At 44.2% G+C, this 13023-nt stretch carries 12 protein-coding genes and 1 tRNA gene; 12 read left to right on the forward strand and 1 reads right to left on the reverse strand.

Annotated features, from left to right (window positions below):
- Positions 1 to 4: 4 nt before the first annotated feature.
- The 5 genes from ACN0VI_RS07650 to astE all read left to right on the forward strand — a co-directional run bounded on the left by ACN0VI_RS07650 (position 5) and on the right by astE (position 5221).
- Complete coding sequence (locus tag ACN0VI_RS07650; protein ID WP_417446325.1) at positions 5 to 1207, forward strand: efflux RND transporter periplasmic adaptor subunit; 1203 nt, start codon at positions 5 to 7, stop codon at positions 1205 to 1207.
- Between the two features lie 162 nt (positions 1208 to 1369).
- Positions 1370 to 1446 (forward strand) — tRNA-Arg (locus ACN0VI_RS07655).
- Positions 1447 to 1797: 351 nt separating this feature from the next.
- Positions 1798 to 3303 (forward strand): DNA recombination protein RmuC, encoded by a 1506-nt coding sequence (gene rmuC, locus ACN0VI_RS07660; RefSeq protein ID WP_331890404.1) that lies wholly within the window; start codon positions 1798 to 1800, stop codon positions 3301 to 3303.
- A gap of 9 nt (positions 3304 to 3312) precedes the next feature.
- Positions 3313 to 4155 carry a M23 family metallopeptidase gene (locus ACN0VI_RS07665; protein ID WP_417446326.1) on the forward strand — a complete coding sequence of 281 codons (843 nt, stop codon included), beginning with the start codon at positions 3313 to 3315 and terminating at the stop codon, positions 4153 to 4155.
- Between the two features lie 37 nt (positions 4156 to 4192).
- Positions 4193 to 5221, forward strand: coding sequence for a succinylglutamate desuccinylase (astE, locus tag ACN0VI_RS07670; protein ID WP_417446327.1), 1029 nt, complete (start codon positions 4193 to 4195; stop codon positions 5219 to 5221).
- Positions 5222 to 5564: 343 nt separating this feature from the next.
- Here astE and ACN0VI_RS07675 read toward each other — a convergent pair whose 3' ends face one another.
- Positions 5565 to 6386 (reverse strand): pyruvate, water dikinase regulatory protein, encoded by an 822-nt coding sequence (locus ACN0VI_RS07675; protein WP_417446328.1) that lies wholly within the window; start codon positions 6384 to 6386, stop codon positions 5565 to 5567.
- Positions 6387 to 6530: 144 nt separating this feature from the next.
- On the opposite strand from ACN0VI_RS07675, the gene ppsA reads away from it, so the two are divergent.
- From ppsA to ACN0VI_RS07710, 7 genes are all read left to right on the forward strand, one after another.
- Entirely contained in the window at positions 6531 to 8900 is a 2370-nt protein-coding gene (gene ppsA / locus ACN0VI_RS07680; protein WP_417446329.1) for a phosphoenolpyruvate synthase, read from the forward strand.
- Positions 8901 to 9028: 128 nt separating this feature from the next.
- Complete coding sequence (locus ACN0VI_RS07685; protein ID WP_331890414.1) at positions 9029 to 9415, forward strand: hypothetical protein; 387 nt, start codon at positions 9029 to 9031, stop codon at positions 9413 to 9415.
- Between the two features lie 155 nt (positions 9416 to 9570).
- A complete protein-coding gene (locus ACN0VI_RS07690; RefSeq protein WP_331890416.1) occupies positions 9571 to 10026 on the forward strand; it encodes a GNAT family N-acetyltransferase in 456 nt (151 codons plus the stop codon).
- 14 nt (positions 10027 to 10040) lie between these two features.
- Positions 10041 to 11681, forward strand: a complete 1641-nt coding sequence (locus tag ACN0VI_RS07695) for an AMP-binding protein (RefSeq protein ID WP_417446330.1) — start codon at positions 10041 to 10043, stop codon at positions 11679 to 11681.
- 48 nt (positions 11682 to 11729) lie between these two features.
- Positions 11730 to 11984: a GlsB/YeaQ/YmgE family stress response membrane protein gene (locus tag ACN0VI_RS07700; protein WP_331890420.1), complete on the forward strand. Its 255-nt coding sequence runs from the start codon at positions 11730 to 11732 to the stop codon at positions 11982 to 11984.
- A 114-nt stretch (positions 11985 to 12098) separates the two neighbouring features.
- Positions 12099 to 12665 carry a glycine zipper 2TM domain-containing protein gene (locus ACN0VI_RS07705; protein WP_331890422.1) on the forward strand — a complete coding sequence of 189 codons (567 nt, stop codon included), beginning with the start codon at positions 12099 to 12101 and terminating at the stop codon, positions 12663 to 12665.
- Between the two features lie 27 nt (positions 12666 to 12692).
- On the forward strand, positions 12693 to 12983 hold the full coding sequence (locus tag ACN0VI_RS07710) for a PepSY domain-containing protein (RefSeq protein WP_331890424.1): 291 nt from the start codon (positions 12693 to 12695) through the stop codon (positions 12981 to 12983).
- Positions 12984 to 13023 lie beyond the last annotated feature (40 nt).

A 13023-nucleotide genomic window follows, 5' to 3' on the forward strand; every position in this document is an offset into this window, starting at 1 on the left:
ATTCATGGGTATCAATAAACGATTTAAGTTATGGATTGTGTTGGCAGCGGTTCTGGTTGCTTTTCTGGCCTATGGTTTTTGGCCAAGGGCGATAGAAGTCGAAACTGTTAAAGTTACCCGTGGGCAATTTTATGAGGTGGTTTCCGAGGTCGGTGAAACTGAGGTTAAGAATATTTATCAGGTATCAGCACCCATTACAGGCTATTTGCGTCGCATTGAGCTGGAAGTGGGTGATTCTGTTGTCGCCAATGAAACCGTTGTTGCTGAAATAGAACCATTGCGTTCCCAGCCGCTCGATCCGCGAAGCGAGAAACAGGCCGTTGCAGAATTACATGCGGCTCAATCCGCTTTGGAGATGACGCAGGCGAAACTCAGACAGGTACAAAACGAATTAAGCTTTGCTAAAAGCGACCTGGAAAGAGCTAAGAACTTGTATAAGGATCAAGCTATCTCCGAGCGTGAGTATGATACTGCTAAAAAAATATACCAAAGCTTACAGCAGGAGCTGCAAGCGACTCAGGCAACATTGCAACTTCGTCAGGCTGAGTTGGAACGTGTGCAGGCTATGCTTGATACTTCTTTAGTTGAATTCCTGCCAAAATGTGACTGTAGCCAGGTCTTTGCACCTGCAACGGGCGTGGTGTTAACGCGTTATAGAGAAAGTGCGGGCGTGATCAATGCTGCCCAACCGATTATGGATATTGGTGATGCTAAAGACTTGGAAGTTAAAGTCGAACTGATATCGACCGAAGCTGTGCGCGTATCTGAAGGACAGAAAGTACGTATGAAAGGTTGGGGTGGCGAGACTGACCTTGAAGGGATTGTTCGGCAGGTTGAGCCGATGGCTTATAAGAAGGTTACGGCTTTAGGAATTGAAGAACAAAGAGTGAACATTTATATCGATTTCACCAGCCCCCCCGAGCAATGGCAAAAGCTGGGCCATGGTTACCAGTTGGATGTGGACATTATCCTGGCGGACAAACCGAACAGCCTGATTGTTCCTGTTATTGCTATGGTCAGAGAAGGCAAGCAGTGGGTTGCGTTTGCCATTGAGAATGGGGTTGCCACAAAACGTACTTTGGAGATAGGGGCGATTAATGGACTTGAAGCCGAAGTCTTGAGTGGAGTTAACGAAGGTGAAGTCTTGATTTATAACCCCAGCGAAGAGATTGAAGATGGGCTTTCCGTTACGCTAAGAAAAAGGTAAGATTTAGGCGCTGATTGATTTCTAAGCGTTTTGTATTGTTTTTCACCAAAAACTGTTTATAAAACAGGCCGTTAAGTTAAAAACTGAAATATTCAGGAAAAATTTACAAAAGGCCGTTGACATATCATCGTCTGGTGGCATAATACCGCCCGACAACGAGATGCGCGTGTAGCTCAGCTGGATAGAGTACCTGGCTACGAACCAGGCGGTCGGAGGTTCGAATCCTTCCACGCGCGCCATTATTCGAAAGGCTTCCCTTAAACCGGAAGCCTTTTTTCGTTGTGGCAAAGGAAATGATGAGAACCTCCGAAGGAGTTCGACAAAGCACGCAGTGCTTTGAATGTTGGAGGTGTAGCCGACGACGGCCCGAAGGGCAAGGAGTGTAAGTCTTTCAGTAATCCTATCCATTTGAATAAGCCAAAAATAATTAGCTTCACCTAAAAGGCAGGCTTTGCTGGATTTGGCTACAGTTACCGCCAGCCTAAAGCGAACTCAACTGCTTATAAATCCCGCTTTTGATGCTTGGCCTTGTGTGTATAATAAGACCTCATTGGGAAGTCTGATTTATCACTAAAAAAAGCTAAGCATTCATGTCATTAGAAACTCTTTGGAACAAGTATCCGATTGAAATCATTCTGCTGGTCATTATTGTCATTTTGGCAATTGCCTTTATGGCCGCGATGATTCGACAAAAAAACACGTTTAAGCAACTGCTTGATGATATGTCGGTGTCGCGTGATTTATTAAAAAATATGGACTCGCGCCAGAACCATGCGTTTGAGCAGACTAAAAACGATTTTAATCGTCTGGTTGAACAGAATCAGCGTGCTTCCGAAAGCATGGTGGAAAAGCTGGCAGGAAACCAAGTCAAACTTTCCGAGTCGTTTCAGCAATTCCAGAGCCTGGTGCAGGGTGGTTTTAATAAGTTCAGTGACAATCTTGGACAGAAAGTTAACGACAATACCGTTAGCCAGCAAAAAGAGTTGTATCAGTTTAAGGAAACCTTGCAGAAAAATATTCTACAGTTGAAGGATCAGATTGAGCTGAATCAAAAAGAAGCTCTGGCGATGTTGCAAGAGCAATTTCGCCGCGGCATGAAAGATGTTCGAGAAGAGATTACTCTTAATCTCAAAACACAAGCCGAAAACTTTGAGAAAAACATGTCGGGCTTGACGAAAACTACTGATGAGCGTCTTAAGGAAATCAGTGGTCAGGTTGAGAAGCGTTTGGCAGATGGCTTCGAGAAAACCACTCAGACCTTCCAGGATGTATTAAAGCGTCTTGCATTAATTGATGATGCGCAGAAAAAGATTACTGAGCTATCCAGTAACGTGGTTAGCTTGCAGGAAATTCTCTCTGATAAACGTTCACGTGGTGCTTTTGGTGAAGTGCAGCTGGAGTCTTTGGTTTCGAATGTTATGCCAACCAGCCATTATAAATTCCAGCATACTTTTAGTAATGGCAAAATTGTTGATTGTGCTTTGTTCCTGCCAGAACCAACGGGTGTGATTGGCGTTGATGCGAAATTCCCTCTGGAAAATTATCAGAAGATGGTTGATGTCGAGCGCTCATCGCCTGAGCGTGACCAGGCGCATAAAGCTTTTCTTAAAGACATTAAAAAGCATATTAATGATATCGCCAGTAAATACATTATCGACCAGGAAACCGCTGTCGGTGCTGTCATGTTTATTCCTGCTGAGGCGGTCTTTGCTGAGATCCATGCGCATCACCCTGATCTAGTTGAGTTTGCTCAGCAACAAAAAGTGTGGATGGTGTCGCCGACCACCATGATGGCATTGCTAACCACAGCCAGCGCAGTGCTGAAAGACGAAGCGACGCGCAAACAGGTTCATATCATTCAGGAACATTTAGGGATGCTGTCGAAAGACTTTGGTCGCTTCAGAACGCGCATGAGTGATTTGGCGCGTCATATTAATAATGTGTCTGATGATGTTAAGAAAGTGACTATCTCCGCTGATAAGATCAGCAGTCGTTTTGAGAAGATTGAGCAGGTCGAGTTGAACCATGAAGATCATGAGCACTCTATAGAAGTAGCGGCTACCGCCAAAATTGAAAGCAAGAACGATTCTGAATAGGTAAATCGAATGAAAAGATTTGTGGTATTGGTTTTATTGTTAGTGTCTGTTGTAAGCGCTTCACAAGTAAGCGCTAAAGAGCCTTTAATACTGTCACTTAAGGGTGATTTCACTCAGGGCGGTTTGGTGATTGGCCAGGCGGTACCGGGTGCCGAGGTAAAATTTGAAGGTCAGGCAATCAAGGTTTCTGACGATGGTTATTTTGTGTTTGGTTTTCATCGTGACATGCCAGACAGCGCTACCTTGATCGTGTCAAAAGACGAACAAACTGAAACCCAGCCTATCACCATTAGCAAGCGCCAATATAACATTGAACGTATTGATGGCTTACCACCATCGAAAGTAACGCCTAAAAAGCCGGAAGTCTTAGAGCGTATTAAGCGTGAGACCGCCTTGGTTGCCAAAGCTCGTGCAGAAGTTACAGACTTTAAATATTTCATGCAGGATTTTATCTGGCCAGCAAAAGGGCGCTTGAGCGGCTTTTATGGCAGCCAACGGGTTTTGAATGGCGATCCAAAACGCCCGCACTTTGGTGTTGACGTTGCAGCTCCCACGGGGACTGAAGTGGTTGCCCCTGCTGATGGTGTTGTTCGGTTAGCACATCCTGATTTGTTTTTTTCAGGCGGAACTATCATCATTGATCACGGCTTTGGGGTGAACTCGACGTTCTTACATTTGAGCAGTGTCGATGTTGAAGTCGGTGAACCGGTAAAGCAGGGCGATTTCATTGGTCGAATTGGTGCTACGGGCCGTGCAACCGGCCCACATCTTGACTGGCGTCTGAATTGGCTAAATCATCGCTTGGATCCACAATTGTTGGTTCCTCCTTTTGATGAAGCTGCGTCCAAATAGCTGTTACCAAATAACTGAACTAACACCATAGAGAATTATGCTAACGTCACAAGAGTTTAATACCTTCAACTTCATTGACTTCGTTCGTCAAAACCCAGAACAACATGACAGCTTTTCGCTGGAGCTTGAGCAAGCAACGGCTGTATTTCATGATGCAGGGATTATTGAGTTTATTCCAAAGCAAAGCAGCAATCAGTACGTTTGTTTATCTTGCGGTGTGCATGGCAATGAAACAGCGCCGATAGAAATTATCAGCGATATGGTGCGCGATATTCTTGTGGGTGCTCAGTCCTTAAAAGTTAATCTTTTGATATTGCTTGGCAACCCGAAAGCCATGATGCAACAAGAGCGCTTTCTGGAGTTTAATCTGAACCGGATGTTCAACCATCATTGGAAGGCTTATCTTGAAGCGGATGCCAACTGCTATGAAGCTTTACGCGCACAGCGCTTAGAACCTGCAGTTAAAGCGTTTTTTGATAAGTCACCTGCCGATGCTCGTCGTTATCATTATGACCTGCACACAGCAATTCGTGCGTCAAAACATCAACGCTTTGCGATTTATCCTTATCTTGATGGTCGCGAACATAAAGCGGAACAGTTAGCTTTTATGCAGGACTGTGGCGTGGATACTGTGTTGCTTTACCACAAACCCAGCTCAACTTTTTCTTACCATACCAGCCATCATTTTAAAGCAGATGCTTTTACGGTGGAGCTTGGCAAGGTGAAACCTTTTGGCGAAAACAATCGCGATGATTTTAAGCAATCTGAAAACCAATTGCGCAAACTGGTCGCAGGCAACTATCACTTCAATAATGACCGTTCTACTGATGAGTTAAATCTCTTTGCTGTCAAAAAAGAGCTGCTGCGAGTTTCTGACGAGTCGCATCTTAATGTTGAGGATGACCTAGCTAATTTCACCGAGTTTGAGCAAGGCTTTGAGTTGTTGTCTGATCCAAAAGAGCCTTATGTGGTCGAGTCTGATGGTGAGGCCATTGTTTTCCCCAATAACAAGGTTCCCATGGGGCAAAGAATGGCCCTGCTAATAGAGCCGGTTACGTTAGGCTAACCCTAAGGTTGTTACACGAATTTTTGTCGGTATATGTATTTTATTTTGTGAAAAATACTAAGAGCAGATCCTGACTTTCGTCAGGATGACATACTTTCGGGAAATGGGTTGTTGATAGAATCGAGCTCTTCGTAGGACGGTAATCAATAACCCTTTTTGTTGGTTGCTCAAAGTGTATAACTTTGTAGATATCAGAGCTACAGTTAGCTGTCATCCTGACGAAAGTCAGGATCTGCTCTTAATCTCCTCATAGAAAAAAATCAGACATTTGCTTTAAATTTATGGGGCTTCTTAGAGCTTGTTCATAACGCGCTATGTTAGTTGAGTTAAAAACCACTCTGTTTTAAAAGATTTTTCTCTGAATTTCCTTGTCAGCCATAATCTTCACGGCGAGTTCTTCAACTGAGCGGGATGTGGTGTCGATAAAAGGAATGTTTTCTCGTCGATAAAGTGATTCTACCTCTCGAATTTCCAACATACATTGATTAAGCGCCGAATATTTGCTGTTGGGGCGGCGTTTATTACGGATTTCATGCAGCTGCATTGGGTCAATGGTCAATCCATATAGCTTGTGCTTATTCTGCGCTAGACCCTGTTTTAATTTGATGTTCGGCAGATCTTCTTCAGTGAATGGGTAGTTGGCTGCGAAAATACCAAACTGCATTGCCATATAAAGTGAAGTTGGGGTTTTACCGCAGCGCGACGGCCCCACCAGAATGATATCGGCCTGGTTGTAATGCTTGGTTGAAGCACCATCATCATTATTCAGCGCAAAATTTACTGCGCTCATCCGGGTATCGTAAGCTTTTCTGTCATCGGTTGAGTGAGATTTACCAACACGGAATGAGCTGTGTACACCCAGTTCTTTTTCTAAGGGACCAATATAGGTATGGAAAAAATCCACTAACAGGGCATTGGCGGAGGTGATGATGGTACGAATCTCCGGTTTAACAATGGTTTCAAAGACAATTGGCTTATGACCATCGCGAATGGCGGTCTGATTAATCCTCGAAACGGCGGCATTGGCTTTGTCCACATCATCAACAAAAGGGATGGTGTGATAGGTGAATTCGACATCATCTTCGAACTGAGATGTTAGCGATTGACCGAGCACTTCGGAGGTAATACCGGTTCTGTCGGAAATAAAAAAGACTGTGCGTTTCATATTTGCTCATTTATCAGTAAAATAGCGGCCACAAAGACCACTTTGTTCGTGAATTTAAGCATTTACGCTCACTATCGGCAAGATAATCAGCCAAAAATGAGCGGTTTGCGGTAATTCCAAATTTATAAACTGGAGATTAGAACCTTGGATAATTACGTACTTTGGTATGACCAACTTGGGATGGGTGACGTTGAGCGCGTTGGCGGTAAAAACGCATCACTTGGGGAAATGATCAGCAACCTTAGCAATATGGGCGTTAGCGTTCCAAATGGCTTTGCGACTACAGCCGATGCTTTCCGCGCTTTCCTGGAGCAAAGCGGTCTGAATAAGCGCATCAACGAAGAGTTATCAAGCCTGGATGTTGATGACGTTACAAAATTAGCCGAAGTTGGTGCCAAAATACGTGGTTGGGTGATGGAAACTCCGTTTATTCCAGAAATGGAGCAGGCAATTAATGAGGCTTATGCCAAATTGAAAGGCGATGCCAATGATGATTTTGCCGTTGCCGTCCGTTCTTCTGCGACTGCTGAAGACTTGCCCGATGCATCATTTGCTGGCCAGCAAGAAACTTTCCTTAATGTTCGTGGTTTAGATAATGTGATGAAAGCGCTTAAAGAAGTGTTTGCATCATTATTTAATGACCGCGCGATTGCCTATCGTGTACACCAAGGTTTTGAGCATTCTTTAGTCGCGCTTTCTGCGGGTGTACAAAAGATGGTTCGTAGTGATATTGCTGCCAGTGGCGTGATGTTCACCATGGACACAGAGTCAGGCTTCAATGATGTGGTGTTTATTACCGGTGCTTACGGTCTTGGCGAAACAGTGGTTCAAGGCGCAGTAAATCCAGACGAATTCTATGTTTACAAGCAGGCATTAGCTGAAGGCCGCCAGTCCATCGTGCGTAAAACCCTGGGTGGCAAGGCTATCAAAATGATTTACACCAACGATACTGATCACGGTAAAACCGTTGAAACAGTAGACGTTGATGTGCAAGAACGTATGCAGTTCTGTATTAATAATGCAGAGGTTCAGGAGCTTGCTAAGCAGGCCATGATCATCGAAGAGCACTATAAGCGTCCAATGGATATTGAGTGGGCTAAAGATGGTGCAGACGGCAAGATTTATATCGTTCAGGCACGTCCTGAAACAGTTAAGAGTCGTTCTGATAAGAACATCATTGAGCGCTATAGACTGAAAAGCACTTCTGATGTGGTCGCAACAGGTCGTGCGATTGGCCAGAAAATCGGCAAAGGTAAGGCGCGTGTTATCAGCTCCATTGATCAAATGGCGAGCGTAAAACCTGGTGATGTTCTGGTTACGGACATGACTGACCCGGATTGGGAGCCAGTGATGAAACGTGCTGCTGCTATCGTTACAAATCGTGGTGGCCGTACTTGTCACGCTGCTATTATTGCACGTGAACTTGGTATTCCGGCGGTTGTGGGTTGTGGTGATGCAACTGACCGCATCAAAGATGGCGTGGAAGTGACTGTGTCATGTGCGGAAGGTGATACCGGTATGATTTACTCAGGCCTGCTTGATTTTGAAGTCAGCAAAGACTCTGTCGATGATATGCCTGAGCTACCATTCAAGATTATGATGAATGTGGGCAACCCGGATCGCGCTTTTGATTTTGCTCACCTGCCTCATGCTGGCGTTGGTTTGGCGCGTCTTGAGTTCATTATCAACCGCATGATCGGTGTGCATCCCAAAGCTTTACTAGATTATGACAAGCTGGAAGATGAAAGCCTGAAAAAGACTATTGCGATGCAAATGGCTGGCTATCCGAATCCTAAAGAATTTTACATCAGCAAATTAGTGGAAGGTATTTCGACCATTGCCTGTGCTTTTGCACCGGAAAAAGTCATTGTTCGTATGTCTGACTTTAAGTCGAACGAATACGCGAACTTAATCGGTGGTCATCTATATGAGCCGCATGAAGAAAACCCAATGTTGGGCTTCCGTGGTGCATCTCGTTATATCTCTGAAGAGTTCCGTGATTGCTTTGAACTCGAGTGCGAAGCGATTAAACGCGTTCGTAACAAGATGGGCTTCAATAATGTCGAAGTGATGATTCCGTTTGTGCGTACTTTGGGCGAAGCGGAAAAAGTGATCGAATTACTGGCTGAGAATGGGTTGCGTCGTGGTGATAATGGTCTACGCGTTATTATGATGTGTGAGCTGCCATCGAATGCTATTTTGGCTCAGGAATTCTTGAAGCATTTTGATGGCTTCTCAGTGGGTTCAAACGACTTGACTCAGCTTTCATTAGGTCTGGACCGCGACTCTGGCATTATTTCGCATCTGTTTGATGAGCGAGATCCAACCGTTAAGGTGTTGTTGGCCAATGCCATCAAGGCCTGTAAAAAAGCCAATAAATACATCGGCATTTGCGGGCAAGGCCCATCTGACCACCCAGATTTAGCTAAGTGGTTAATGGAGCAGGGCATCGACAGCGTGTCATTAAATCCTGACACAGTTCTCGAAACGTGGCTTTTCCTGGGGAAAAAGTAATCTAACTTGTTGTATTATTTAGCGCTTGGGCATCAAATACTGTATGTTTGTTGCTCAAGTGTATAAAAGGTTATCAAAATTATTTTGTAACTTTACTTATAAGTAAATAATCCGAGGAGGAGTAGGAAATGAAACGTTTAGCTATTGCACTTTTGGCTTCAACACTAGTGGTTGCTTGCAGCGATGACAAAAAAGAGTCTGCTAAAGAGGAGGCTCAAGAAGCCGTTGAGACAGTTAAAGAAGCTACAGCTGATGCTGTTGAAGCGACTGAAAAAGTAGCCGAAGATACTGCTGAGACTACCGAAGAAACAGTAACTTCGTTAACAGAAGCCGCTGAAGAGAATTACGAAGAAACCAAAGCAGAAGCCGAAGAGATGGTAGATGAAGCTAAGGCTGAAGCAGATCAGATGGTTGACGATGCTGAGGCAGAAGCTGAAGAAATGATGCATTCAGCAGAAGAAGAGCTTGAAGAAGCTGAAGAGAAAGTTGAAGAAGAAATTGAAGACGACCAATAATCAGGTCTTCGATGTTTTATCAAAAGCCACTCACTCGAGTGGCTTTTTTTATGACTGAGCAACCTTATCTCTGGATTTTTTTACTATAAGTTATCAAACAGTAATGATATAAAAGTAAGAGCTTTAAAATAAACTGATTATTAAGAACCCAAACAATGCTAATCATTAGATCAGTGCCCCAGGCGAATATCATTCCTCTTCGCCACTCTGTTTTAAGAGCCGGCCAGCCTGTCGAAACCTGTTATTACGAAGAAGACAATATGGAGGGGTGTTTTCATTTAGCCGCGTTTATTGATGGTAGAGTAGTTTCTATTGCATCTTTTTATCCAGAGTCTCACTCTAAGCAAGACACAGATTCTGAACTGGACAGAGACTGTACATGGCGTCTTCGAGGTATGGCGACTGATCCTGAATCGCAAGGGAAGGGCTATGGCGCTGAGTTACTTAAAGAAGGGCTACGGATATGCAATGAAAAGGGTGCTCGGGTCTTGTGGTGTAATGCAAGAACTACCGCTGCACCATTTTACAGTAAGCTGAATTTTGATATAAAGGGTGAAGAGTTTGAGATTGAAGGGATCGGTCCACACTACTTTATGTCCTATACTTTTTAATAAGAGAACACTATATGAGTCAGTCAAACTTGGAACCAACACTAAAGGCCTTTTATCATTGGGAAACATCCGCGGCGGACAATGCCTTTTTGCGACAACCCTTTGGTAATGACTGGAAGGAATATAGCTGGCATGAGGTGGGGCAGCAGGTTCGAAAGATGGCCCAGCACCTTAAAACCACGCTTCCTCCTAAAAGTAAGGTTGCCATACTGTCTCTGAATTGTTCGCATTGGATTATGGCTGACCTTGCCATAATGATGGCAGGACACGTCTCAGTTCCAATTTATCCCACAGCAGGAAAGGAAACCATCACCACTATTTTAGAGCACAGCGAATCAAAATTGCTGTTTGTGGGCAAACTCCCTGATTGGGCAGCTAAAAATGAAGCGGTTGCCAATGACCTACCTAAAATTGGCTTTTACCAAACCCATCCTGGCCTTAAAGAGTGGGATGAGGTTATTGCAGAAACTGAACCCATGGCTGAATCACCGATTCCAAGTCTTGATGAACTAGCTACCATCGTTTATACCTCGGGTACAACGGGTATTCCCAAAGGCGTTATGATCGATTATCGAGCTTTATCGAATGGTGCTGCTGCAGCTGCTCAATTTGTGGATATAGGGCAGGAGCGTGCATTTTCCTATTTGCCATTGGCCCATTGCGCGGAACGGGAACTTACCGAAATTATCAGCATCCATACCGGCAGTGTTATTTCATTCACTGAATCCCTGGATCGCTTTCAGGAAAACATTGTGTCAGTTCGCCCAACCATATTCTTTGGCGTGCCTCGAATTTGGCTGAAGTTCCAGCAGGGTATCGAAGAGAAAGTTGGTAAAAGGAAGTTGTGGTTACTGCTTAAACTTCCCATTATTAAAAACATTATCAGACGCAAAGTATTAGAAGGCCTTGGACTGGATAAGACAAAAATAGTTTTATCCGGTGCTGCCGCATTGCCCAGAGCGACCATGGATTTTTTTGATAGCTTAGGACTAGAAATTTGCGAGGCTTACGGGCTCACTGAAACCATGGCTTTCTCACACGCCAGCAAACCGGAACTTCGTAAAAAAGGCTCGGTGGGCGTTTGCATGCCGACTGCTGAAGCTAAACTTGCTGACAGCGGCGAGATACTTCTTAAAAGCCCATGTATGATGCAAGGCTATTATAAAGAGCCGATCAAAACCTCTGAGGTCATCGATGAAGAGGGGTATTTTCATACTGGCGATATCGGTACCATTGATGAGGATGGCTTCTTATTTATTACCGGCCGCGTTAAAGATATCTTCAAAACCTCTAAGGGAAAATATGTGTCGCCAGCTCCTATTGAAGCAAAGCTTGAACCAGAGCTTGGCGTTGAGCACTTGTGTGTTGTAGGCGATGGTTTACCTTCTCCCGTTGCGATTGCTTCGATTCATAACAAAACAATTAAAGATCGTGTAGCTTTTACCCAGGAAACGGAACAGACTATACAAAAGCTGAACAATCAGCTTGAAAAGCATGAGCGTTTAACTAAGCTCATATTAGTAGATGAGGCTTGGACAACTGACAATGGATTGATTACACCCACCTTGAAAATTCGTCGTCAGCAAGTGGAAAAGCACTATCAAGCTATCATTGAAAAGCACTACAAAAAGCAGGAAATGATTATTTGGGATTGACCTGAATACTCATGTCAAATTATTGACAAAACGAAGGAGTTTATCGATATGGGAATTTTAACTTGGATTGTCGTTGGTTTAATCGCTGGTCTTTTAGCTCGAGCCATTGTTCCGGGCGCTAGAGGCGCAGGTATCCTATTAACCATAGTGATTGGTATTATTGGTGCGATTATCGGCGGTTATGTCGGAAGTATGATGGGGTTTGGAGAAATATCAGGCTTTAATATCAAAACCTTACTGACAGCCACTCTTGGAGCGGTCATATTGCTAGCATTACAAAATATGTTCGCCGGAAAACGATAAAACATCCATTCTTCTTATCAGGTTCAGAAAGCATTCAGCTTGATTTTTATACACTTACCTTAAATCTACGGGACCTGCTTAGCAGGCTCCCGTCCACAATATGAGGTATTGTGTATGAAAAGCTCATTATTAATTACATCAATTATAACTGCCTTGAGTTTAGTTAGCACTGCTCAAGCCGGTCATGACGATCGTCGCTACGAACATTCTCGATATGACTCGTCTCACTACAACTACTCTCACTCCGAGAATACTCGTTACGCACGCGCTAAAGTGGTGCATGTCGAGCCTATTTCGGGCTATAGCGAAAGCCGCTACCCAAGAGAGCGCTGTTACCCAGTCAGTTCTGATCGTGATCGCCGTAAAGGCTCCATTGTAGGTGCGGTTGTGGGCAGTGTTGTAGGCTATAACCTTGGCGGGGATCGCGGCGAAAAGCGTCTTGGTTCAGTTGCTGGTGCTGTGGTAGGCTCTGCCATTGGTCAGTCTGTGGCAGGTAGCGGGCGTAATACTCGCCAGCATTGCGAGGTCACAGAAAGCCGATATGGTCATGCCGCTATTATTGGATATAATGTCACCTATAAATATAAAGGCCAACGTTACACCACTTTTATGGACTATGATCCTGGGCGCTGGATTGATGTTGAAGTCAACGTCAGACCTGGCCGTGGTTATAGACATTAAATTTCATAGCATTAAATAAAGGTTATTATGAAATATATATTGTTCGTCTTTTTGACAATGTCAGCACTTTTGCTTGGTACAGCGGAAGCTGCTGGCGTTCGTCTTGATACAAAAGTTGAGAGCAAAGAGCAGGCTTGCGTGCCGATTGGCAAAAGCGCAGCAATGAGCGCAGCCGCGCAACACACTGATGGTAGAGTGTTGTCTGCTTCATTGAATATGAATCGCAGACCGCCAGTTTATCGAGTGAAAGTATTAAGTTCATCAGGACGCGTCAGCTATGTTTTAGTTAATGCATGTAACGGACGGGTTACCCGTTAATAAAGAATAGAACGTCCATAGTGGAAGGTCAGTAAGGAGT

The sequence above is a fragment of the Kangiella sp. genome (assembly GCF_048265365.1).
GTDB lineage: Bacteria > Pseudomonadota > Gammaproteobacteria > Enterobacterales > Kangiellaceae > Kangiella.